This is a genomic window from Pseudomonas sp. dw_612 (assembly GCF_018449725.1).
Lineage (GTDB): Bacteria > Pseudomonadota > Gammaproteobacteria > Pseudomonadales > Pseudomonadaceae > Aquipseudomonas.
The window spans coordinates 395,811-419,749 of the sequence record NZ_JAAVVC010000005.1 but is presented as its reverse complement, the minus strand read 5'-3'; the positions used below and the strand labels follow the sequence as shown (position 1 = coordinate 419,749).

20 protein-coding genes and 1 other RNA gene are annotated in these 23,939 nt (G+C 60.7%); 18 read left to right on the top strand and 3 right to left on the bottom strand.

Annotated features, from left to right (window positions below; all coding sequences use genetic code 11):
* Positions 1-97: 97 nt before the first annotated feature.
* Entirely contained in the window at positions 98-460 is a 363-nt protein-coding gene (locus HB680_RS11295) for a YraN family protein (protein ID WP_213938626.1), read from the bottom strand.
* Positions 460-2,292 carry a penicillin-binding protein activator gene (locus HB680_RS11290; RefSeq protein ID WP_213938576.1) on the bottom strand — a complete coding sequence of 611 codons (1,833 nt, stop codon included), beginning with the start codon at positions 2,290-2,292 and terminating at the stop codon, positions 460-462. The genes HB680_RS11295 and HB680_RS11290 overlap by 1 nt, the downstream gene beginning before the upstream one ends.
* Before the next feature lie 176 nt (positions 2,293-2,468).
* Here HB680_RS11290 and rsmI point away from each other — a divergent pair, with 176 nt between their 5' ends.
* The 18 genes from rsmI to lpxC all read left to right on the top strand — a co-directional run bounded on the left by rsmI (position 2,469) and on the right by lpxC (position 22,071).
* Entirely contained in the window at positions 2,469-3,374 is a 906-nt protein-coding gene (rsmI, locus tag HB680_RS11285) for a 16S rRNA (cytidine(1402)-2'-O)-methyltransferase (RefSeq protein ID WP_213938574.1), read from the top strand.
* 77 nt (positions 3,375-3,451) lie between these two features.
* An RNA gene (gene rnpB, locus HB680_RS11280) (RNase P RNA component class A) lies at positions 3,452-3,805 on the top strand.
* A gap of 446 nt (positions 3,806-4,251) precedes the next feature.
* The gene (gene mraZ, locus HB680_RS11275; RefSeq protein ID WP_008147486.1) at positions 4,252-4,707 is read left to right on the top strand and encodes a division/cell wall cluster transcriptional repressor MraZ; all 456 of its coding nucleotides are present in this window, start codon (positions 4,252-4,254) and stop codon (positions 4,705-4,707) included.
* Between the two features lie 2 nt (positions 4,708-4,709).
* A complete protein-coding gene (gene rsmH, locus HB680_RS11270) occupies positions 4,710-5,651 on the top strand; it encodes a 16S rRNA (cytosine(1402)-N(4))-methyltransferase RsmH (protein ID WP_213938624.1) in 942 nt (313 codons plus the stop codon).
* Complete coding sequence (ftsL, locus tag HB680_RS11265) at positions 5,648-5,941, top strand: cell division protein FtsL (protein WP_054045567.1); 294 nt, start codon at positions 5,648-5,650, stop codon at positions 5,939-5,941. Before rsmH ends, ftsL begins: the two co-directional genes overlap by 4 nt.
* Positions 5,941-7,680 carry a penicillin-binding protein 2 gene (locus HB680_RS11260; protein ID WP_213938621.1) on the top strand — a complete coding sequence of 580 codons (1,740 nt, stop codon included), beginning with the start codon at positions 5,941-5,943 and terminating at the stop codon, positions 7,678-7,680. The genes ftsL and HB680_RS11260 overlap by 1 nt, the downstream gene beginning before the upstream one ends.
* Positions 7,680-9,143, top strand: coding sequence for a UDP-N-acetylmuramoyl-L-alanyl-D-glutamate--2,6-diaminopimelate ligase (locus tag HB680_RS11255; protein ID WP_213938572.1), 1,464 nt, complete (start codon positions 7,680-7,682; stop codon positions 9,141-9,143). The genes HB680_RS11260 and HB680_RS11255 overlap by 1 nt, the downstream gene beginning before the upstream one ends.
* Positions 9,136-10,503, top strand: a complete 1,368-nt coding sequence (gene murF / locus HB680_RS11250) for a UDP-N-acetylmuramoyl-tripeptide--D-alanyl-D-alanine ligase (protein WP_213938570.1) — start codon at positions 9,136-9,138, stop codon at positions 10,501-10,503. Before HB680_RS11255 ends, murF begins: the two co-directional genes overlap by 8 nt.
* Positions 10,503-11,585 (top strand): phospho-N-acetylmuramoyl-pentapeptide-transferase, encoded by a 1,083-nt coding sequence (mraY, locus tag HB680_RS11245; protein WP_213938568.1) that lies wholly within the window; start codon positions 10,503-10,505, stop codon positions 11,583-11,585. Before murF ends, mraY begins: the two co-directional genes overlap by 1 nt.
* 5 nt (positions 11,586-11,590) lie before the next feature.
* Positions 11,591-12,937 (top strand): UDP-N-acetylmuramoyl-L-alanine--D-glutamate ligase, encoded by a 1,347-nt coding sequence (gene murD, locus HB680_RS11240; RefSeq protein ID WP_213938567.1) that lies wholly within the window; start codon positions 11,591-11,593, stop codon positions 12,935-12,937.
* Positions 12,938-12,939: 2 nt separating this feature from the next.
* Positions 12,940-14,151: a putative lipid II flippase FtsW gene (gene ftsW / locus HB680_RS11235; protein ID WP_177331413.1), complete on the top strand. Its 1,212-nt coding sequence runs from the start codon at positions 12,940-12,942 to the stop codon at positions 14,149-14,151.
* Positions 14,141-15,211: an undecaprenyldiphospho-muramoylpentapeptide beta-N-acetylglucosaminyltransferase gene (murG, locus tag HB680_RS11230; protein ID WP_213938565.1), complete on the top strand. Its 1,071-nt coding sequence runs from the start codon at positions 14,141-14,143 to the stop codon at positions 15,209-15,211. The genes ftsW and murG overlap by 11 nt, the downstream gene beginning before the upstream one ends.
* Positions 15,204-16,664, top strand: coding sequence for a UDP-N-acetylmuramate--L-alanine ligase (gene murC / locus HB680_RS11225; RefSeq protein WP_213938563.1), 1,461 nt, complete (start codon positions 15,204-15,206; stop codon positions 16,662-16,664). Before murG ends, murC begins: the two co-directional genes overlap by 8 nt.
* Entirely contained in the window at positions 16,661-17,629 is a 969-nt protein-coding gene (locus tag HB680_RS11220; RefSeq protein WP_213938561.1) for a D-alanine--D-alanine ligase, read from the top strand. Before murC ends, HB680_RS11220 begins: the two co-directional genes overlap by 4 nt.
* Positions 17,630-17,633: 4 nt before the next feature.
* Complete coding sequence (locus tag HB680_RS11215) at positions 17,634-18,503, top strand: cell division protein FtsQ/DivIB (RefSeq protein ID WP_123509249.1); 870 nt, start codon at positions 17,634-17,636, stop codon at positions 18,501-18,503.
* A 15-nt stretch (positions 18,504-18,518) separates the two neighbouring features.
* Entirely contained in the window at positions 18,519-19,778 is a 1,260-nt protein-coding gene (gene ftsA / locus HB680_RS11210; protein WP_213938559.1) for a cell division protein FtsA, read from the top strand.
* A 75-nt stretch (positions 19,779-19,853) separates the two neighbouring features.
* Positions 19,854-21,047 (top strand): cell division protein FtsZ, encoded by a 1,194-nt coding sequence (gene ftsZ, locus HB680_RS11205; RefSeq protein WP_033061342.1) that lies wholly within the window; start codon positions 19,854-19,856, stop codon positions 21,045-21,047.
* 112 nt (positions 21,048-21,159) lie between these two features.
* Positions 21,160-22,071, top strand: a complete 912-nt coding sequence (gene lpxC, locus HB680_RS11200) for a UDP-3-O-acyl-N-acetylglucosamine deacetylase (protein WP_213938557.1) — start codon at positions 21,160-21,162, stop codon at positions 22,069-22,071.
* Between the two features lie 199 nt (positions 22,072-22,270).
* On the opposite strand, the gene HB680_RS11195 is transcribed toward lpxC, so the two are convergent.
* On the bottom strand, positions 22,271-23,773 hold the full coding sequence (locus HB680_RS11195; RefSeq protein ID WP_213938556.1) for a sensor domain-containing diguanylate cyclase: 1,503 nt from the start codon (positions 23,771-23,773) through the stop codon (positions 22,271-22,273).
* Between the last annotated feature and the right edge of the window lie 166 nt (positions 23,774-23,939).

The window sequence follows — 23,939 nt, the reverse complement described above, 5'->3', positions numbered from 1 at the left end:
ACCTTAATTAGCGCGGCTACTTGGCACATGAATGTGCAGCCCGCAAAGCAAAGAGCAAAAGTGTTGGGTGAAGGTGTCCGGTTCGGGGTGCAAGCGATCAGCTGTCGAAGGCATTCTGCAACCAGTTCAACTGATCAAGGTTGCTGTCGATGGCAACCACGTCGAAACGGCAAGGGGAATTGGCCCAACGCGACTCGCGCTGAAGAAAATACTGCGCGGCGAAAATCAGTTTCTGCCGTTTGCGCCCATCGATGCTATCGAGTGCGCCACCCCATTGAGTGTTTTTTCTGTAGCGGACTTCAACGAATACTACTGTATCGCCATCAAGCATGACCAGATCAAGCTCGCCGCGTTTACACAACCAGTTCTGCGCCAGCAGGCGCAGACCCTGTTGTTGAAGATGCTCGAGCGCATGGCGCTCGGCATCCTGACCGCTTTGCCGGCGTGACCTGTCAGGCATCAGTGCGGGGTGTCCGGCAGGCGTTGAACCTGGCCGTTGACGAACTGTGCCCATGGCAACTGGCGGACCACACGTTGGTTCTGGGTCATGCCGAGGCTGCCCGATTGTCCTTCGATGCGGCTGTCCGGCAAGGCCTTGAGTTGCCCCAGGCGCGGCGCGAGGCGATAGGCGTCAACACCCATCGCATACAGGCGGCCAAGGCTGCCACCGGCCTGCGGCCATTGTGCAGTGACCTGTTTGCGCAGCGGGTCATTGGCGTCCAGCAACCATGGGGTTTCGCAGAAGCGAACGCCGTTCATGTCGTTGTACTGGTTCACATCACCGCTGGCGCTGAACACGTGGGACGTCGCGTAGACCGGCACGTCACCGGCGTACTGGAAGTTCAGGGTCGGTTTGATCTGTTGCGCCTGTTGCGGGGTGGCCGCCAGGAAGATGAACTCGATGTCCTGACGACGGGAAGGTTGCGCGGCGACTTGCGAGCCAACGGTGCTCTGCAGGGTTTTGGCGCGACCTTCGCTCTGGCGCAGTTGGAACATGTCGGCGATTTGCTGGGCCAGTTGCACCGGCTGATCGACGCGTTCAGTGGCAACGATGCTGCCGCCGTTGGCTTGCCAATCCTGACTGAAAGCTCTCAGGACGCGGTCGCCCCATTCGCCTTTCGGCACCATGATCGCGGCGCGATGCAGGCCATCGGCGCGAGCGCGACGGGACACTTCACGAGCTTCGTCTTCGGCGGCAAGACCGAACTGGAACAGTTGGGCCGGACCTTGTTCGCCTTCGCTGTAGTTCAGCGCCAGGGTGGTGATCGGCAGTTGCGGGCGAGCGCTGAGCTGTTTGACCAGCGGCTTCTCCAGCGGCCCGACGACCAGTTGCACACCGTCGGCCTGGGCCTTGCGATAGAACTCGTCCAGCGACATCCGTGGTGGCACGGTGGTCATTATCGAGCTGTCGTAAAACACGATGGCTGGCGGTTTCTGCCCGGCTTGTTGCGCCTGGTAGTGAGCGGCCATGAAACCTTCACGCAGTGCCTTGCTGACGGCTGCCAGCGGGCCATCTGCTTGAGGCAGCAGCACGGCAATTTTACTCAGCGGCTGGCTGGCCAGTTCCTTGAGTTTGGTCAGAGGCAGTGGCAGTTGAAGCGCGGCCGGGTGCTTTGGATTCTGTGCGCGCCAGGCGTCGATCGCGGCTTGCTGTTGTTCCAGGGTGCCAGCGGTTTTCACTGCCAGGGCCAGGCTCATCCAGCCGCCGAGGTCGTCGGTGGTCGTTGGCTGCAATTGATCGGTGGGCAGCGAGGCGATCAGGGTCCAGATCGCTTCGTGGTTTTTGCCGGCGGCTTCACCTTCGAGCATTGGCGCAATAAAGATGCGCTCCCGTGCGGCGGCAAGGGTCTGGCCATCGGCTTCAAGGGCACGGGCGTGAACGGTGCCGGTGCGGACCTGTTGCTCGACGGGCAATTCGCCCAGGCGTTGCAGGCTCGGATGGCTCAAGGCCGTCAATGCAGCCTTGGGCTGATTACGCACCATGGCCAACTCGGCCGCCAGCGTACTGGCGAAGACCTGTTGGCCAGGCTTGAGCTGTTCCATCGGCACTTGTTGCAGGATTTGCGCGGACTGGCCGGCATTACCCTGACGATAAGCCAGGTCTGCCGCGCTCAGGCGAAACAGTGCAGCTTGTTCCGGCGTTTTGCTCTGGGCAGCCTTTTCGAGCAGTTGCTCGATACTGGCATCCGGGGTCCGTGGAAGTTCGCCAAGGCTGGAGGAGGGCGAGCTGGCGCAAGCCGCCAGCAAGGCAGCGAGGCAGAGGGCAGTGAACAGCCGCAGGCAAGCGATCATGTAGTGTTCCTGATACTCGATCAAATTAGCGTGGAATTGTACCCAAGCACTGGCCGGGGCGCGATGTTACTGGCGTGAATCGATCAATTTAGCTCGTGCAAATGTTGCAGCACTGCACAAAAGGCCCTGAAACCGAGGGTGGCTTGCGCGCATCGCAAGTGTCACTACGCGCTACAATGGCGACTTTTACCGATCATGAGGTGTGCGCTTTGACTGCTCCAGGTGCTTTGAATTCCGCTGCTGGCTCGCTTTATGTGGTGGCGACGCCCATCGGCAACCTGGACGACATCAGTGCCCGTGCACTGAAAATCCTGCGTGAGGTGGCGTTGATTGCCGCCGAGGACACCCGTCACTCCCAGCGTTTGATGCAGCACTTCGGGATCCCGACGCCGTTGGCGGCTTGCCATGAACACAACGAACGGGATGAAGGTAGCCGCTTTATCACGCGCCTGCTGGCTGGAGACGACGTGGCGCTGATCTCCGATGCGGGGACGCCGCTGATTTCCGATCCGGGTTATCACTTGGTGCGTCAGGCGCGTGCGGCGGGGATCAATGTGGTACCGGTTCCGGGTGCCTGCGCGTTGATCGCGGCGTTGTCGGCGGCGGGGCTGCCGTCGGATCGCTTCATCTTTGAAGGTTTTCTGCCGGCCAAGGCTGTCGGGCGCCGGGCTCGCCTGGAGTTGGTCAAGGAAGAGCCGCGCACGCTGATTTTCTATGAGGCTCCGCACCGAATTCTTGAGTGCCTGCAAGACATGGAACTGGTGTTCGGTGGTGAGCGGCCGGCGTTGTTGGCCCGTGAAATCACTAAAACGTTCGAAACCCTTAAGGGCTTGCCGCTCGCCGAGTTGCGCGAATTTGTCGAATCAGACAGCAATCAGCAGCGCGGTGAATGTGTGGTGCTGGTGGCCGGTTGGTCGGCGCCAGAGACGGAAGATGCGGTCAGCACTGAAGCCATGCGTATCCTCAATCTGCTGCTCGAAGAAATGCCGCTCAAGCGCGCCGCAGCGTTGGCGGCGCAAATTACCGGCGAGCGTAAGAATGTGCTCTATCAGGTTGCGCTGGATAAACAGAAGGGCGAGTAGAGAAACCCGACGCACAGCGTGGCTGGCGGCTATTAGCGCTTGTTCTTCGGCCGCTCTGCCGTTAACCTTCGCGGCGGAGAGTCGATTGGACAGTCGCTGCCCTCTATGAAAATTAGGGGGGGGAGGAAAGTCCGGGCTCCATAGGGCGAAGTGCCAGGTAATGCCTGGGAGGCGTGAGCCTACGGAAAGTGCCACAGAAAATAACCGCCTAAGCGCTTCGGCGCCGGTAAGGGTGAAAAGGTGCGGTAAGAGCGCACCGCACGTCTGGCAACAGTTCGTGGCTAGGTAAACCCCACTTGGAGCAAGACCAAATAGGGTCCCAAGGCGTGGCCCGCGCTGGGACCGGGTAGGTTGCTAAAGATGTCCAGTGATGGCCATCGTAGACGAATGACTGTTCAAGACAGAACCCGGCTTACAGATCGACTCTCCACCTTATTTCCTCCCCTGCTTTAATCGTTGAGCAGGGCATCGGTAGTCACAAATTCCCTTTGTTTGTAATGACTCGCAAAGGTTTTTTGTGATATCGATTGGCCAGTGAATCCGGCTATGTGCGAAACGCCCCGCGACATCGATTTCCCTCCTTGCATAAACACCAGCAGACCCTCCGTCGTAATACCGAAAAAATCTTACTCTTAACAAATTACTTTAACTTTCGAGCGCAGCTGTCAGTGCTGACTCAAGTTATTGAGTAAAAACATACGCCAGATTCTCGTTACCCCTTCTTTTACGCTCCTAAATCTCCGTTCTGTAAGGGTTTTCCTTTAATCCGCGCCTTGACGGTGCGGTAGGGGCATTCCTATAGTGTGCGCAAGTGGCGGAAAGTGGCATGAAGTGGGTTTTTTGAGCTCAAAACGCTAAAAATTGGAGAAACGCAGACGTGTTTCGCGGAGCTAACGCAATCAGTCTCGATGCAAAGGGCCGTCTCGCTATGCCGAGCCGGTACCGTGACGAGTTGGTTTCGCGTAGTTCCGGTCAACTGATCGTCACCATCGATGCCGTTGATCCGTGTTTGTGTGTTTATCCCCTCGATGAGTGGGAAATTATTGAAACCAAACTGCGCGCACTGCCTTCGCTTCGCGAAGAGAACCGCCGCCTGCAACGTTTGCTGATTGGTAATGCCGTCGACCTCGAGCTCGATGGCAGTGGTCGTTTTCTGGTTCCGCCGCGTCTGCGCGAATATGCCAAGTTGGATAAGCGCGCAATGCTGGTAGGCCAACTGAACAAGTTCCAATTGTGGGACGAGGATGCCTGGGATGCGGTTTCTGCCGCTGACCTGGCTGCTATTCAACAACCGGGCGCCATGCCTGATGAACTGCGTGATTTGATCCTGTGACTATTGATAGCGGCTTTAACCACATCACCGTACTGCTTGACGAAGCCGTGGAGGCTCTCGCCGTACGTCCTGATGGCTGCTATCTGGACGGCACGTTCGGACGCGGCGGACACAGTCGGTTGATCCTCAGCCAGCTCGGCCCCGATGGTCGAGTGCTCGGATTCGACAAGGATCCTCAAGCGATTGCCACCGGGCAAACGCTAGCGGCCGAAGACGGCCGCTTTGTCGTTGTGCAGCGTAGCTTTGCCGAGCTCGGTTCGGAAGTCGTCGAACGCGGTCTGGCCGGCAAGGTCAGCGGCGTTTTGCTCGACCTCGGTGTCTCTTCGCCACAGCTCGACGACCCTGAGCGCGGCTTCAGTTTCCTCAACGATGGCCCGCTGGACATGCGCATGGACCCGTCCCGCGGGATCAGCGCCGCCGAATTCGTCAACACCGCGCCGGTGGAAGAAATTGCCCGAGTGTTCAAGGAATACGGCGAAGAACGTTTCTCCGGCCGCATGGCCCGTGCCTTGGCCGAACGCCGCGACATCAAGCCGTTCGAACGCACCGCTGACCTGGCCGAAGTCCTGAAAGTCGCGAACCCTGCATGGGAAAAGGGGAAGAACCCGGCCACCCGTGCGTTCCAGGGCCTGCGTATTCATGTCAACAATGAACTGGGCGATCTGGAAGCCGGCCTCGAAGCCGCGCTGGAATGCCTGGAAGTCGGCGGTCGCCTGGTAGTCATCAGCTTCCATTCTTTGGAAGACCGCATCGTCAAACTGTTCATGCGCAAACTGGTGAAAGGCGAAGCCGACAACCTGCCGCGCAACCTGCCGGTGCGTCACGTCGCCTTCGAACCGAAAATCAAAGTCCATGGCAAAGCGCAGTCCGCCTCCGAGGCCGAACTCAAAGCCAACCCACGTTCCCGTAGCGCCATCATGCGCGTCGCGGAGAAGCTGCGGTGAGCAAGCTTTTCGCCAAGCCACTTCCCGGCGGAAGCTTTTTCATGCTGCTGCTGTTTATCGGCGTGCTCGTGTCGGCCATCGGCGTGTCTTACAGCGCCCACTGGAACCGCCAGCTATTGAACTCGCTGTATAACGAGTTGAGCGTGCGCGACAAGGCGCAGGCCGAATGGGGTCGGTTGATTCTCGAGCAGAGCACCTGGACCGCCCACAGCCGTATCGAAGTGCTGGCCACCGAACAACTGAAGATGCGCATTCCTGGCGCCGCTGAAGTACGGATGGTGGCGCCATGATGAAACTCGAAGGCGCACTCTTCCCTTGGCGGTTCCGCGTGGTGTTGGGTTTGCTCGGCATCATGGTCGCTGCGATCTGCTGGCGCATCATCGACCTGCAAGTGGTCGACCGTGACTTCCTTAAAGGACAGGGCGATGCCCGTAGCGTCCGTCACATTCCTATTCCGGCTCACCGTGGTCTGATCACCGACCGTAACGGCGAGCCGTTGGCCGTGAGTACCCCGGTCACTACCCTGTGGGCGAACGCCAAGGAAATGCAGCTCGCCAAAGAAAAATGGCCAGCACTGGCAGCCGCTCTGGGGCAGGATCCGAAAGCCCTGACCGAACGCCTCGAAGCCCAGGCCAATAAAGAATTCATCTACCTCGTGCGCGGGCTGACCCCCGAGCAGGGACAGTCGGTGCTCGACCTCAAAGTGCCCGGCGTCTACGGCATTGAAGAGTTCCGCCGTTTCTACCCCGCTGGTGAAGTCACCGCGCATATGGTCGGCTTTACCGACATCGACGATCACGGGCGCGAAGGCGTCGAGCTGGCCTACGACGAATGGCTGGCCGGGGTCGCCGGCAAGCGACAGGTCATCAAGGATCGGCGCGGCAGGCTGATCAAGGATGTCCAGGTCACCAAAAACGCCAAGGCCGGCAAGCCCTTGGCGTTGTCCATTGACCTGCGCCTGCAATACCTGGCCAACCGCGAACTGCGTAACGCGATCATCGAGAACGGCGCCAAGGCCGGCAGCCTGGTGATCATGGACGTGAAGAGCGGCGAGATCCTCGCCATGGTCAACCAGCCGACCTACAACCCGAACAACCGTCGCAACCTGCAACCGGCGATGATGCGTAATCGCGCGATGATCGACGTGTTCGAACCCGGTTCGACCATGAAGGCGATCTCCATGAGCGCCGCCCTGGAAACCGGGCGCTGGAAGCCGAGCGACACCGTCGAGGTGTACCCGGGCTCCTTGCAGATTGGCAAGTACACCATCAAGGACGTGTCCAAGAGCGAAGGGCCGGTGCTCGACCTGACCGGCATCCTGATCAACTCCAGTAACGTCGGCATGAGTAAGGTCGCGTTCGATATTGGCGGCGAAACCATTTTCCGTCTGGCGCAGAAAGTCGGCCTCGGCCAGGACACCGGCCTGGGCTTCCCCGGCGAGCGCGTCGGCAACCTGCCGAACTACCGCGAATGGCGCAAGGCTGAAACCGCCACGCTGTCGTACGGCTACGGTATTTCGGTGACGGCGATCCAACTGGTCCACGCCTTCTCGGCGCTGGCCAACAACGGTCGCATCGCACCGCTGACCCTGATCAAGACTGACAAGCCGCCGCAGACCACCCAGGTGATCCCGGAAAACGTCGCGAAAACCATGCAAGGCATGCTGACCCAGGTGATCGAGGCGCCGCGCGGTGTATTCCGTGCGCAGGTGCCGGCGTATCACGTGGCCGGCAAGTCGGGTACTGCCCGTAAGACGTCGGTGGGCACCAAGGGCTACGCCGAGAACTCCTATCGCTCGCTGTTCGCCGGTTTCGGCCCGATGAGCGATCCGCGTTTCGCCATTGTGGTGGTGATCGATGAACCGTCGAAGGCTGGTTACTTCGGCGGCCTGGTCTCGGCGCCAGTCTTCAGCAAAGTGATGTCCGGGACCTTGCGCCTGATGAACATCACCCCGGACAACCTGCCACCGACCCAACAGGCCAACGCAACCCCGGTCGTTCCGCTGAAAGCCAATGGAGGGCGCGGCTGATGTCTCTGAGTCTGAACAAGATTTTTGCCCACGCCGGTCGTGATCTGTTGATCCGCGAACTGAGCCTCGACAGCCGCAATGTGCGGGCGGGGGATTTGTTCCTCGCCGTTCCTGGCGGAAAATTCGATGGTCGCGCGCACATCGCCGACGCATTGCAGCGCGGCGCGGCTGCCGTGGCGTATGAAGTCGGCGGCGCCACCGTACTGCCGATTACCGATGTGCCGCTGATTCCGGTCAAAGGCCTGGCCGCGCAATTGTCAGACATTGCCGGGCGTTTTTATGGCGACCCGAGCCGCCACCTGAACCTGGTCGGCGTCACCGGTACCAACGGCAAAACCAGCGTGACGCAACTGGTCGCGCAAGCGCTTGACCTGCTCGGTCAACACTGCGGCATCGTCGGCACCCTGGGCACCGGTTTCTATGGCGCGCTGGAAAGTGGCCTGCACACCACGCCGAACCCGATTGCCGTGCAAGCGACCCTCGCCGACCTGAAAAAGGCCGGCGCCAAAGCCGTGGCCATGGAAGTGTCCTCCCACGGTCTGGATCAGGGCCGCGTGACCGCATTGGCATTCGATGTGGCGGTGATGACCAACCTGTCCCGCGATCACCTGGATTACCACGGCACCATGCAGGCCTACGGCGAAGCCAAGGCCAAGCTGTTTGCCTGGAACGACCTGAAATGCCGGGTGATCAACCTCGACGACGAATTCGGCCGCGAACTTGCTGCTGACAAGCGTGAGTCGCGTCTGATCACCTACAGCCTGGAAAACCCCAGCGCCTACCTTTATTGTCGCGAAGCGCAGTTCGACGACGAAGGCGTGCGCGCCACGTTGGTCACGCCCCAGGGCGAACACCATTTGCGCAGCACCTTGCTCGGCCGTTTCAACCTGAGCAACGTATTGGCCGCGGTCGGTGCCTTGCTTGGCCTGGACTACGCGCTGGACGAAATCCTCAAGGTCCTGCCGAAACTTGAAGGCCCCGCCGGACGCATGCAGCGCCTGGGCGGTGGTACTCAACCGCTGGTGGTGGTCGATTACGCCCATACGCCGGATGCGCTGGAAAAAGTATTGGCGGCCCTGCGTCCACACGCCAAAGGCCGATTGCTGTGCCTGTTCGGTTGCGGCGGTGATCGCGATCGCGGCAAGCGTCCGCTGATGGCCGAAGTGGTCGAGCGTCTGGCCGATGGTGTGCTGGTCACCGACGACAACCCGCGCACCGAAGATCCGTCGGTGATTTTCGATGACATCCGCGCCGGTTTCACCGCTGTGGATAAAGTCACGTTTGTCGCGGGACGTGGCCAGGCCATTGCCCAATTGATCGCCAGTGCTTCGGCGGATGACGTGATTGTCCTGGCCGGCAAAGGTCACGAGGACTATCAGGAAATCAACGGCGAGCGCCACGCCTTTTCCGATCTGGTCGAGGCCGATCATGCCCTGACCGCGTGGGAGGTGGCCCATGCTTAAAGCCTTGAAGCTGAGCGAGCTGACTGACGTGCTGAATGCCCGTCTGGTGGCTGCCGACGCCAGTTTCGACGGTGTCAGCATCGACAGCCGTGCGATCAAGCCTGGCCAATTGTTTATTGCCCTGACCGGTCCGCGCTTCGATGGCCATGACTATCTGAATGACGTTGCCGGCAAAGGCGCCGTCGCGGCACTGGTCGAGCGCGAAGTTGCTGACAGCACGCTGCCGCAACTGGTTGTGAAAGACACTCGCCAGGCCCTTGGCCAACTGGGCGCGCTGAACCGTGCGGCTTATAGCCACCCGGTTGCAGCGGTGACCGGTTCCAGCGGCAAGACCACGGTCAAGGAAATGCTCGCGAGCATCCTGCGCACCCGCGGTCCGGTGCACGCGACCCGTGGCAACCTGAACAATGACCTCGGCGTGCCTTTGACCCTGCTCGAACTGGCGCCGGAACACACCGCCGCCGTGATCGAACTCGGGGCTTCGCGCCTGGGCGAAATCGCCTATACCGTGGGCATGACCAAGCCCCACGTGGCCATCCTCAATAATGCCGGGACCGCCCATGTCGGCGAGTTCGGCGGGCCGGACAAAATCGTTGAAGCCAAGGGCGAGATTATCGAAGGGCTGGATGCCGATGGCGTCGCCGTTCTCAATCTCGACGACAAGGCGTTCGGCATCTGGAAGGCCCGCGCTGGCGGCCGCAAAGTGTTGACGTTTGCCCTGAACAACCCGAGCGCCGACTTCTACGCCAGCGACCTCGATCGCGATGCCCGCGGTTGCCCGGCGTTCAACCTGCACAGTCCCGAAGGTGTGGAACGGGTTCAACTGAACCTGCTCGGTACCCATAACGTCGCCAATGCCATGGCCGCCGCCGCTGCGGCACATGCCTTGGGCGTGTCGCTGTTCGGCATCGCCACGGGCCTGGGCGCGGTGCAACCGGTCAAGGGCCGCACCGTCGCGCAATTGGCGACCAACGGCATGCGCGTGATTGATGACACTTACAACGCGAACCCCACCTCGATGTGCGCGGCCGTTGATATACTCGCCGGCTTTTCCGGCCGCACCGTTCTGGTGCTCGGAGATATCGGCGAGTTGGGCGACTGGGCGGAGCAGGGGCACCGCGACGTGGGCGAATACGCCCGTGGCAAGGTTTCTGCGCTTTACGCGGTCGGGCCAATGATGGCTCACGCCGTGAACGCTTTCGGTCCACAGGCTTTTCACTTCAGCACCCAGGCTGAACTGATCGAAGCCCTGGGCGCCGAGCAAGATACAAACACCACTATTTTGATCAAGGGCTCGCGCAGCGCTGCGATGGAAAACATCGTCGCCGCTTTGTGTGGGTCCAGTCTGGAGAAACATTAATGCTGCTGCTGTTAGCGGAGTACTTGCAACAGTTCTACAAAGGCTTCGCGGTCTTTCAGTACCTGACCCTGCGCGGGATCCTCGGTGTGCTGACCGCGCTGGTTTTGTCGCTGTGCTATGGCCCATGGATGATCCGCACGTTGCAGAATCGTCAGATCGGTCAGTCCGTTCGCAACGATGGTCCGCAATCGCACCTGTCCAAATCCGGCACCCCGACCATGGGCGGCGCGTTGATTCTGTCGTCCATCGGCGTCAGTACGTTGCTTTGGGCTGACCTGAGCAACCGTTATGTCTGGACCGTGCTGGCGGTGACCTTGCTGTTCGGCGCCATCGGCTGGGTCGACGACTACCGCAAAGTGATCGAGAAAAACTCCAAGGGCCTGCCAAGCCGCTGGAAGTATTTCTGGCAGTCGGTGTTCGGCCTCGGCGCGGCGATCTTCCTTTATATGACTGCAGCGACCCCGGTGGAAACCACCCTGATCCTGCCGATGCTCAAGGACTACAGCATTCCGCTGGGCGTTGGTTTTGTCGTCCTGACCTACTTCGTGATTGTCGGTTCGAGCAACGCGGTCAACCTGACTGACGGCCTCGACGGCCTGGCGATCATGCCCACCGTGATGGTTGGCGGCGGTCTGGGGATCTTCTGCTACCTGTCCGGTAACGTGAAATTCGCTGAATACCTGCTGATCCCTTACGTACCGGGCGCCGGTGAGCTGATCGTGTTCTGCGGCGCGTTGATCGGTGCGGGTCTGGGCTTCCTCTGGTTCAACACCTATCCGGCGCAAGTCTTCATGGGCGACGTCGGCGCGCTGGCGCTCGGCGCGGCCCTGGGCACCATCGCGGTGATCGTCCGTCAGGAAATCGTCCTGTTCATCATGGGCGGCGTGTTCGTGATGGAAACCCTGTCGGTGGTCATCCAGGTGGCCTCCTTCAAGTTGACCGGACGCCGCGTGTTCCGCATGGCGCCGATACATCACCACTTTGAACTCAAGGGCTGGCCTGAGCCGCGCGTGATCGTCCGATTCTGGATCATCACCGTGATTCTCGTACTGGTCGGCCTTGCCACCCTGAAGCTGAGGTAGAACGAGTGTCTCTGATCGCTTCTGACCACTTCCGCATCGTTGTCGGCCTCGGCAAGAGCGGCATGTCCCTGGTTCGCTTCCTGGCGAACCGGGGCACGTCGTTTGCCGTGGTCGATACGCGGGAAAATCCACCGGAACTGGCCACGCTCAAGCGTGACTATCCGCACGTGGAAGTGCGTTGTGGCGAGCTGGATGTCGAGTTCCTGTGCCGTGCCGACGAGCTCTACGTGAGCCCCGGCCTGGCGCTGGCGACCCCGGCCCTGCAGGCCGCCGCCGCCCGTGGCGTGAAATTGTCCGGCGACATCGAGCTGTTCGCGCGTAACGCGAAGGCGCCGATTGTCGCGATCAGCGGTTCCAATGCGAAAAGCACCGTCACCACCCTGGTCGGCGAGATGGCCGCTGCGGCGGGCAAGCGTGTGGCGGTCGGCGGCAACCTCGGCACGCCGGCGCTGGACCTGCTCAGCGACGACGTCGAGTTGTACGTGATGGAACTGTCGAGCTTCCAGCTCGAAACCACCGATCACCTCGGCGCCGAAGTGGCGACCGTGCTCAACGTCAGCGAAGACCACATGGACCGCTACAGCGGCCTGCCGGCCTATCACCTGGCCAAGCACCGGATTTTCCGCGGGGCCAAGCAGTTTGTGGTCAATCGTCAGGACGCCCTGAGCCGTCCGCTGATGGGCGAGGGGCAGCCGTGCTGGACCTTCGGTTTGAGCAAACCTGATTTCAAGGCATTCGGTATCCGCGAAGAAGACGGCGAGAAGTACCTGGCCTTCGAATTTCAGAACCTGATGCCGGTGCGCGAGTTGAAGATTCGTGGCGCCCATAACCAGTCCAATGCCCTCGCGGCGCTGGCCCTGGGGCATGCCGTTGGACTGCCGTTCGACGCCATGTTGTCGAGCCTGCGCACCTTCGCCGGCCTTGAACACCGTTGCCAGTGGGTCCGTGACCTGGACGGCGTGGGCTACTACAACGATTCCAAAGCCACCAACGTCGGCGCCGCACTGGCCGCCATCGAAGGCCTGGGCGCGGACATCGAGGGCAAGGTCGTGCTGATCGCCGGTGGCGACGGCAAGGGTGCCGAGTTCAACGACTTGCGTGATCCGGTGGCGGCTAACTGCCGCGCCGTCATTTTGATGGGCCGCGATTCCGACAAGATCGGCGAGGCCATTGGCGACGCCGTGCCGCTGATCCGCGTCGGTTCGCTGGTCGAAGCGGTGCAGCAATGTCGCGCCGCTGCGCAACCAGGCGATGTGGTGCTGCTGTCCCCGGCCTGCGCCAGTTTCGACATGTTCAAGCATTACGAAGACCGTGGTCACCAGTTCGTCCGCGCTGTGGAGGATCTGGCATGAGCCTGCGAAATATCATCAAGCCCTATCCATCGCCGATCATCACCGGACGCGGTATCGACCTCGACTTCCCGATGCTCGCCGGCTGCCTGGCGTTGATCGGCCTCGGTCTGGTCATGATCGCCTCAGCCTCGACCGAAGTCGCGGCGGCGCAGTCGGGCAGCGCCCTGTACTACATGATTCGCCACCTGATCTACATCGTGCTGGGCCTGGGTGCCTGCGTCATTACCCTGATGATTCCGATTGCCACCTGGCAACGCCTGGGCTGGCTGATGCTGCTGGGGGCGTTCGGTTTGCTGGTGATGGTGATCGTCCCGGGGATCGGCCGTGAAGTGAACGGTTCGATGCGCTGGATCGGTTTCAGCTTCTTCAACGTCCAGCCGTCCGAGATCGCCAAAGTGTTCGTGGTGATCTACCTCGCCGGTTACCTGGTGCGTCGCCAGAAAGAAGTGCGCGAAAGCTGGATGGGGTTCTTCAAGCCATTCATCGTTCTGCTGCCAATGGCCGGTCTGTTGCTGATGGAGCCGGACTTCGGGGCCACGGTTGTAATGATGGGCGCTGCAGCGGCGATGCTGTTCCTTGGCGGGGTCGGGTTGTTCCGGTTTTCCTTGATGGTGGTGCTGGCGGTTGCGGCGGTGGTGCTGTTGATTCAAGTGCAGCCGTATCGAATGGCGCGTCTGACTAACTTCGCCGATCCATGGGCTGACCAGTTCGGCGCCGGCTACCAGTTGTCGCAAGCCTTGATCGCGTTTGGTCGCGGTGAATGGCTGGGCGTTGGCCTGGGCAACAGCGTGCAGAAACAGTTCTACCTGCCGGAAGCCCACACCGACTTCGTGTTCTCGGTGTTGGCCGAAGAGCTGGGCGCCGTGGGTTCGTTGTGCACCGTCGCGTTGTTCGTCTTCGTGTGTATTCGTGGCATGTACATCGGTTATTGGGCCGAGAAGGCCAAGCAATTCTTCGCCGCCTACATTGCGTACGGTTTGTCGTTCCTGTGGATTGGTCAGTTTCTGATCAATATCGGGGTGAACGTCGGCCTGCTGCCGACCAAGGGCCTGACCTTGCCGTTCCTCAGTTACGGCGGCAGTTCGTTGGTGATCTGTGGTGCCTGTCTGGGCTTGTTGCTGCGCATCGAGTGGGAGAGTCGGACCCACCTGGGCAGCGAAGAGACGGAGTTCCAGGAAAGCGACTTCGCCGAGGAGTCGACCCATGGGCGCTAACGTTTTGATCATGGCCGGCGGCACCGGTGGGCACGTGTTCCCGGCGCTGGCCTGTGCGGGCGAATTCCAGGCCCGCGGTTACACCGTGCATTGGCTCGGTACGCCGCGCGGCATCGAAAACGATCTGGTCCCGGCGGCCGGTCTTGAACTGCATCGCATCAATGCCAGCGGATTGCGCGGCAAGGGCAAGCTGTCGCTGCTCAAGGCGCCGTTCATGTTGCTGAAGTCTGTCTGGCAGGCGCGGGCGATCATTCGTCGGCTGCGGCCAGTCTGTGTGGTTGGGTTTGGTGGTTATGTGACCGGTCCTGGTGGCGTCGCAGCCAAATTGTCCGGCGTGCCGGTCATTGTTCACGAGCAAAACGCCGTCGCCGGTACCGCCAATCGGTTGCTCATGCCGTTGGCCGCCCGAGTCTGTGAAGCGTTCCCCGACACCTTTACCCTGTCGGACAGCCGTCGGACCACCGGTAACCCGGTGCGCACCGAGCTGTTCCTCGAAACACCGCGACCTGCCCTGGCCGGTCGCAAGGCGCGTTTGCTGATCCTGGGCGGAAGCTTGGGCGCAGAACCGTTGAACAAGTTGCTGCCTGAAGCCCTGTCGCAAGTCGCCGCCGACCTGCGCCCGGAAGTGTTCCATCAGGCCGGCAAAAACCACGATGAAGTGACTGCGCAGCGCTATCGCGAGGCTGGCGTCGAGGCGCAAGTGCAGCCTTTCATCAAAGACATGGCCCAGGCCTATGGCTGGGCCGACCTGGTGGTGTGCCGTGCAGGCGCATTGACCATCAGTGAACTGGCCGCCGCCGGTCTGCCCTCGATGCTGGTGCCTCTGCCCCACGCCATCGACGATCACCAGACCCGCAACGCCGAATATTTGGCCCGTGAAGGCGCTGCCTTCCTGATGCCGCAAAGAACGACTGGCGCCGCAGATCTTGCCGCGCGCCTGACAGAGGTCCTGATGCAACCGCAACGACTCAATGACATGGCCAACGCGGCCCGCCGCCTGGCGAAACCCGATGCAACCCGTAACGTCGTCGACACCTGCCTGGAGGTGGCCCATGGTTGAGAATCAGAAAGCCATGCCGCACCCGGAAATGCGCCGTATCCGTCGCATCCACTTCGTCGGTATCGGCGGCGTGGGCATGTGCGGTATCGCCGAAGTGTTGTTGAACCTGGGCTATGAAGTGTCCGGTTCCGACCTGAAAGCATCGCCGGTGACCGAGCGCCTGGAATCTTTCGGTGCGCACATCTATATCGGCCACCGTGCCGAGAACGCTGCGAACGCCGATGTGCTGGTGACGTCCAGTGCCGTGAACACCTCCAACCCGGAAGTCGCCACCGCCCTGGAACGCCGGATTCCGGTGGTGCCGCGCGCCGAAATGCTCGCCGAGTTGATGCGCTACCGCCACGGCATCGCCGTCGCCGGTACTCACGGCAAAACCACCACTACCAGCCTGATCGCCTCGGTGTTCGCGGCCGGTGGCCTGGACCCGACGTTCGTCATCGGTGGTCGTCTGAATGCTGCGGGCACCAATGCCCAGCTCGGCACCAGCCGTTACCTGATCGCCGAAGCCGACGAAAGCGATGCGAGCTTCCTGCACTTGCAGCCGTTGGTGGCCGTGGTCACCAACATCGACGCCGACCACATGGCGACCTACGACGGTGACTTCAACAAACTGAAGAAAACCTTCGTCGAGTTCCTGCACAACCTGCCGTTCTATGGTTTGGCGGTGGTGTGCCTGGACGATCCGGTGGTGCGTGAAATCCTGCCGCTGGTCAAACGCCCGACGGTCACCTACGGCTTCGGCGACGATTGCGACGTGCGTGCGATCAATGTGCGCCAGCAAGGCATGCAGACCTTCTTCACCGTCCTGCGTCCTGAGCGCGAGCCGCTGGATGTCTCGGTGAACATGCCGGGCAACCACAACGTATTGAACGCCCTGGCGACCATCTGCATTGCCTCCGACGAGGGTGTCAGCGATGAAGCCATCGTCCAGGGCCTGTCCGGGTTCCAGGGTGTCGGCCGGCGCTTCCAGGTCTACGGCGAACTGCCAGTAGACGGCGGCAACGTGATGCTGGTGGATGACTACGGTCACCACCCGACCGAAGTCGCCGCCGTGATCAAAGCCGTACGCGGTGGCTGGCCGGAGCGTCGCCTGGTGATGGTTTACCAGCCGCACCGCTACAGCCGCACACGGGACCTGTACGACGATTTCGTCAATGTCCTGGCCGACGCCAACGTGTTGCTGTTGATGGAAGTCTATCCGGCCGGTGAAGAGCCGATCCCGGGCGCCGACAGCCGTAAGTTGTGCAACAGCATCCGTCAGCGCGGTCAGTTGGACCCGATCTACATCGAGCGCGGTGTCGACCTGGCGCCGATCGTCAAGCCGCTGCTGCGTGCCGGCGACATCCTGCTGTGCCAGGGCGCCGGTGATATCGGTGGTCTTGCGCCGAAATTGTTGAACAGTCCGTTGTTCGCCGGTGCGGTTGCCGCGCCTGCCGTGGGGAAGTTGAAATGACTGCTGCTTACGCCAACCTCGTCTCCACCCTCGCGCCGAAAGACTTCGGCCGCGTCGCCGTGCTGTTCGGCGGCAAGAGTGCCGAGCGTGAGGTGTCCCTGAAGTCGGGCAACGCCGTTCTCGAAGCGCTGCAAAGCGCCGGTGTGGATGCGTTCGGCCTCGACGTGGGCGATGACCTGCTGCAGCGTCTGCTCAACGAAAAAATCGATCGCGCCTTCATCATTCTCCACGGTCGTGGCGGTGAAGACGGCAGCATGCAAGGCCTGCTCGAATGCCTGGGCATTCCCTACACCGGCAGCGGCATCCTGGCCTCGGCATTGGCCATGGACAAGCTGCGCACCAAACAGGTCTGGCACAGCCTCGGGATTCCGACGCCACGCCACGCGGTACTGAGTTCCGAGGCCGATTGTATTTCGGCGGCCACGGAACTGGGCTTCCCTTTGATCGTCAAACCGGCCCATGAAGGTTCAAGTATCGGTATGGCCAAAGTGAGTTCCGCGTCCGAGTTGATCGACGCCTGGAAAGCGGCCGCTACCTACGATTCGCAAGTGTTGGTCGAGCAATGGATTCAAGGTCCGGAGTTCACCATCGCCACCCTGCGTGACCAAGTGTTGCCACCGATTGCCCTGGGCACCACGCACAGCTTCTACGACTACGACGCCAAGTACGTGGCTTCCGATACCCAATACCGGATCCCGTGTGGCCTGGACAGCACCAAAGAAAAAGAACTGATGGACCTCACGGCGAAAGCCTGTGAGGCGCTGGGTATCGCCGGTTGGGGCAGGGCAGACGTGATGCAGGACGCCGACGGGCAGTTCTGGTTCCTGGAAGTCAACACCGCACCGGGCATGACCGATCACAGCCTGGTGCCGATGGCGGCCCGTGCTGCCGGTCTGGATTTCCAGCAACTGGTTCTGGCCATTCTGGCCGCGAGTATGGCCAGCAACAACGAGCCGCGAGGTTAAGACCATGCAAGGCGCTCAGCTGAGACATCAGCCCTCCGCACCACCCGGCCGCAAGCCGGTGCCGCGGGGTGCCAGCCGAATGGTGGCCAAAGAGCCGATGTCTGCGCGCCTGCCGAAAGCCAATTTTGGTTTTCTCAAAGCCTTGTTCTGGCCAGTGCTGCTGGTGGCGCTGGGGTTCGGCACTTACGAAGGCGCGCAGCGCTTGCTGCCCTACGCCGACCGGCCGATCACCAAGATCAACGTGCAGGGCGATTTGAGTTACATCAGCCAGCAAGCAGTGCAGCAGCGAATCGCCCCGTACGTGGCGTCGAGCTTCTTCACCATTGACCTGGAGAGCATGCGCACCGAGCTGGAAACGATGCCATGGATTGCCCACGCCGAAGTGCGTCGGGTGTGGCCGGATCAAGTGGTGATTCGCCTGGAAGAACAACTGCCGGTGGCCCGTTGGGGCGATGAATCGCTGTTGAACAACCAGGGCCAGGCGTTCACCCCGCGTGAGCTGGCGAACTACGAACACTTGCCACAGCTGTTCGGCCCACAACGGGCCCAGCAGCAAGTGATGCAGCAATACCAGGTGCTGAGCCAGATGCTCAGGCCATTGGGCTTCTCGATTGCACGCCTGGAGTTGCGTGAACGAGGCAGCTGGTTCCTGACCACCGGTGCTGGCAGTGCCGGTCCGGGAATCGAACTGCTGCTGGGACGCGGCAACCTGGTGGAAAAGATGCGCCGCTTCATTGCCATCTACGACAAGACGCTTAAAGAACAGATTACGAACATTGCGCGCATCGATCTGCGCTACGCCAACGGCCTCGCTGTTGGCTGGCGGGAACCTGTAGCGCCCACGACAGCCCAACCCGCTGTCGCGAAGAATTAAGAAGAGGCAGGACCCATGGCAAACGTGCAAAGCGGCAAAATGATCGTCGGTCTCGATATCGGCACCTCCAAGGTGGTGGCGCTGGTCGGCGAGGTCTCGGACGACGGCACGCTCGAAATCGTCGGGATCGGCACTCATCCGTCCCGCGGCCTGAAGAAAGGCGTGGTGGTGAACATCGAGTCCACCGTGCAATCGATCCAGCGCGCCATCGAAGAAGCGCAGCTGATGGCCGGTTGCCGCATTCACTCGGCGTTCGTCGGCGTGGCCGGCAATCACATCCGCAGCCTGAACTCCCACGGCATCGTGGCGATTCGTGATCGCGAAGTCAGCGCCGCCGACCTTGAGCGCGTCCTCGACGCCGCCCAGGCCGTGGCGATCCCGGCTGACCAGCGCGTGCTGCACACCCTGCCGCAGGATTACGTGATCGATAACCAGGAAGGCGTTCGTGAGCCGCTAGGCATGTCGGGCGTACGCCTGGAAGCCAAGGTCCACGTGGTGACCTGCGCCGTCAACGCCGCACAGAACATTGAAAAATGCGTGCGTCGCTGCGGTCTGGAAATCGACGACATCATTCTCGAGCAGCTCGCTTCCGCGTATTCGGTCCTGACCGACGACGAGAAAGAGCTGGGCGTGTGCCTGGTGGACATCGGCGGTGGCACCACTGACATCGCGATCTTCACCGAAGGCGCGATCCGTCACACCGCCGTGATCCCGATTGCGGGCGACCAGGTCACCAACGACATCGCCATGGCGTTGCGCACCCCGACCCAGTACGCCGAAGAAATCAAGATTCGCTACGCCTGCGCCCTGGCCAAACTGGCCGGTGCCGGTGAAACCATCAAGGTGCCAAGCGTTGGCGACCGTCCACCGCGCGAGCTGTCCCGTCAGGCCCTGGCCGAAGTGGTCGAGCCACGTTACGACGAGCTGTTCACGCTGATCCAGGCCGAACTGCGTCGCAGCGGCTACGAAGACCTGATCCCGGCCGGCATCGTGCTGACCGGCGGTACGTCGAAGATGGAAGGCGCGGTCGAGCTGGCCGAAGAGATCTTCCACATGCCGGTCCGCCTGGGCGTGCCGCACGGCGTCAAGGGCCTGGATGACGTGGTCCGCAACCCGATTTATTCCACAGGCGTCGGCCTGTTGATGTACGGCCTGCAAAAGCAGTCCGACGGGGTTTCGTTTTCGGGCATCAGCAGTCGTGACAGCTACAGCAATGAAGAAGCCAAACCTGCCTTGATCGATCGCATCAAGAGCTGGGTACAAGGCAACTTCTAAAGAATTACCGCAACACCGCAAGACCGCAGCAAAAAGCAGTAGGCGAAAAAACTAGAGAATGTAAGGAGAGGGAAAATGTTCGAACTCGTAGACAACATCCCCGCAAGCCCGGTTATTAAAGTTATCGGTGTTGGCGGTGGCGGCGGAAACGCTGTTAATCACATGGTCAAAAGCAACATTGAAGGCGTTGAATTCATCTGCGCCAACACTGATGCCCAGGCGCTGAAATCCATCGGCGCGCGGACCATCCTGCAATTGGGTACCGGTGTGACCAAAGGTCTGGGCGCCGGCGCCAACCCTGAAGTAGGTCGTCAGGCCGCTCTCGAAGACCGTGAGCGCATTGCCGAAGTCCTGCAGGGCACCAACATGGTGTTCATCACCACTGGCATGGGCGGCGGTACCGGTACCGGTGCTGCGCCGATCATTGCCGAAGTGGCCAAGGAAATGGGGATCCTCACCGTTGCGGTGGTGACCCGTCCGTTCCCGTTCGAAGGCCGCAAGCGCATGCAGATCGCCGACGAAGGTATCCGTCTGCTGTCTGAAAGCGTTGACTCGTTGATCACCATTCCCAACGAGAAGCTGCTGACCATCCTCGGTAAAGACGCGAGCCTTCTGTCGGCTTTCGCCAAGGCTGACGATGTACTGGCCGGTGCCGTTCGCGGTATCTCCGACATCATCAAGCGTCCGGGCATGATCAACGTCGACTTTGCCGACGTACGGACTGTCATGAGCGAAATGGGCATGGCGATGATGGGCACTGGCTGCGCCAGCGGTCCGAACCGTGCACGCGAGGCCACTGAAGCGGCCATTCGCAACCCGTTGCTCGAAGACGTGAACCTGCAAGGTGCACGCGGCATCCTGGTGAACATCACCGCCGGTCCTGACTTGTCCCTGGGTGAGTACTCCGACGTGGGTAGCATCATTGAAGCCTTCGCTTCCGAGCACGCCATGGTCAAGGTCGGTACCGTTATCGATCCGGACATGCGCGACGAGCTGCACGTGACCGTGGTTGCCACGGGTCTGGGCGCGAAAATCGAGAAGCCTGTGAAGGTGATCGACAACACCATGCACACGTCCGTGGCATCGCAGCCGCAGCAACAAGCGCCTTCGCGTCAGGAAGCGCCTGCTGTGAACTACCGTGACCTGGACCGTCCGACCGTCATGCGCAACCAGGCTCAGGCCGGTGCTGCGACTGCCGCGAAGATGAATCCGCAAGACGATCTGGATTACCTGGACATCCCGGCATTCCTGCGTCGTCAGGCTGATTGATGGAATGTATCAGGGCGATGAAGGTGATTGGTGTTCAGCAAAGGTCTGGTCTGCTATCATCGCCAGCCTTTGTTGATACCAGTTCGCAATTTGCGCTGAAGCGGCCCAAGCCATGATTAAACAACGCACACTGAAAAATATTATCCGTGCCACAGGTGTAGGCCTGCACTCCGGGGAGAAGGTATACCTGACCCTCAAGCCTGCGCCTATCGACACCGGCATCGTGTTTGTTCGTGCCGATCTGGACCCTGTGGTGCAGATCCCTGCTCGCGCGGAAAACGTTGGCGAAACCACGATGTCGACCACACTGGTCAACGGTGACGTCAAAGTGGATACGGTGGAGCACTTGCTCTCGGCCATGGCTGGCCTGGGCATCGATAACGCCTACGTCGAGCTCTCCGCGTCCGAAGTCCCGATCATGGATGGTAGCGCTGGACCTTTCGTATTCCTGATTCAATCGGCTGGCCTGGAAGAGCAGGACGCCGCGAAGAAGTTCATCCGGATCCTGCGGGAAGTGACAGTGGAAGACGGCGACAAGCGCGCCACTTTCGTCCCTTTCGAAGGTTTCAAAGTGAGCTTCGAGATCGATTTCGATCACCCGGTTTTCCGTAACCGCACACAAAGTGCAAGCGTGGATTTTTCCAGCACTTCGTTCGTAAAAGAAGTCAGTCGCGCCCGTACCTTTGGTTTCATGAGTGATATCGAGTACCTGCGCAAGCACAACCTCGCACTCGGCGGCAGCGTTGAAAACGCTATTGTGGTCGACGCGGATGGTGTACTGAACGAAGACGGCCTTCGCTATGAAGACGAATTCGTGAAGCACAAGATCCTCGATGCAATTGGTGACCTCTACCTGCTGGGCAATAGCCTGATTGGTGAGTTCAAGGGCTTCAAGTCCGGACATGCTTTGAACAACCAGCTGCTGCGCAAGTTGATTGAGCAGACAGATGCTTGGGAAGTCGTGACTTTCGATGACGCCAGCACTGCACCGATCTCTTACATGCGTCCTGTTGCGGCCGTGTAAGCAAAAAACCTCTCTAGTTTTTAAAGGCTGCCTTCGGGTGGCCTTTTTTTATGGCCAGATTTTTGTGCCGTCTGGGCAGGCCTCATCGCGAGCAAGCTCGCTCCCACAGTGGACCGAGTTGAACACAGGATTTGTGAACACTCGGAACAATGTGGGAGCGAGCTTGCTCGCGATGGGGCCGGTCAGCTCAGCGAAAAACTCAGCCAGCAGCCACCACCCGATTCCTGCCCCCTTCCTTAGCCTGATACAACGCCTTGTCCGCCGCAAACAGCAATTGCTCCAGACTGATCTCGCTGGCACTGGTCCAGGTACTGATCCCGATACTGACAGTCATCGGCCATTCTGCCCCCACCACCAACGGCAGTTGCTCCACGGCGGCTCGGATGGCTTCGGCAATCTGCTGCGCGCCCGCGCTGTCGGTTTCCGGCAGGATCACTGAAAACTCCTCGCCGCCGTAACGGGCGACCAGATCGCCGGGGCGCCGCACACTGGCGCTGATCACTTTGGCCAGCGCGCGCAAAGCATCGTCGCCGGCCGGATGACCATGCCGGTCATTGAACGCTTTGAAGTGGTCGGCATCGATCATCAACACCGACAACGGCAGGGCGGAGCGCTGGGCGCGAAACCATTCGTGGCGCAGGACCTGATCCAGGGTTCGGCGGTTGGCCATGCCGGTCAAGGCATCCGTAGCGGCCAGTTGCGCCAGTTCGCGCTCGGCGTTGTGGCGCAGGCGCAGTTCACGACTCAGCAGCCAGGCCAGCCAGAGCAAGCCGATGCACAGCACGCCCGTGGCGCCGCTGATGACCACCGCCGTGCGTTCCCAGGCGGCGAACACTTCGTCGCTGGAGAGGGCGACAATCACCGTCAACGGCAAATTGCCGACCCTGGAAAAGGTGTACAGGCGTTTCTGGTGGTCGATGCTCGACACACTGGTGAAGCTGCCGCTGACTTCACGCAGGATGCGCACGACATTCGGTCGGCTGGCGAAGCTTTTACCGATCGAGCCGCTTTGCAGGTAAGGCTTTTGCGCCAGCAGGATGCCGTCGTTGTTGATGATGTTTAGCGTGCTGTCATTGCCGATGTTCAGGCTGTTAAACAACTCGTCGAAATACGCCAGGCGCATCGACGCCACGGCCACCCCGAGGAATTCCCCGGTGGGCGAGGAGATGCGTCGGCTGAAGCTGATCCGCCACTGGTCGTTGTCTTCGCAATCACAGCGGGGTTTGAACGGGCGGCTGATGAACATCCCGCTGTCGCGGTTGAAGGCATGGGCGACAAAGTAGTCACGATCGGCGAAGTTGCCCGGTTTTGGCTCGATCAAGGACGAGTCGGCCAACACTTCGCCGTTCTTATCCAGCAGCAGGATGTCGCCCTTGAAACGTGCCGTGGTCGAGCGATCGAACAGCACCAGATGGCGGACCTGCGGCGGCATTTGTTTCAGGTCATCGCGTTGTGAGGCGGCAATCAACCCTTGCAGGGTCAAGTCGTAGAGCTCGACGGTGCGCAATACATCGGAGTCGATCAGTTGAGCGATGGTCGTCGCGCTGCGGGTCGCGGCTTGCTGGGCATTGGCGTGTTCGCGGATCAGCAGGAAGGTCACGATGCTGAGAATCGCGATGACCGTCAGGCAACTGCCGAGGATCAGCAGGAGCTCAGGACGTCCGGTCCGGCCTGGAATGTAGGGGGTTCGGCTCACGGTCATGGTTCTGATGTCTGCTGAAGGGACTTTATAAGCGTAGTTCCATAAACGTCGTTTCCCGAAGGACGCGCGTTTATCGCAGCAATCTGTCATGGATATTTGGATGTTACTGGGGAAATGCCTAAGCGGCGAGCCAACACTGACACCCTGTGGGAGCGAGCCTGCTCGC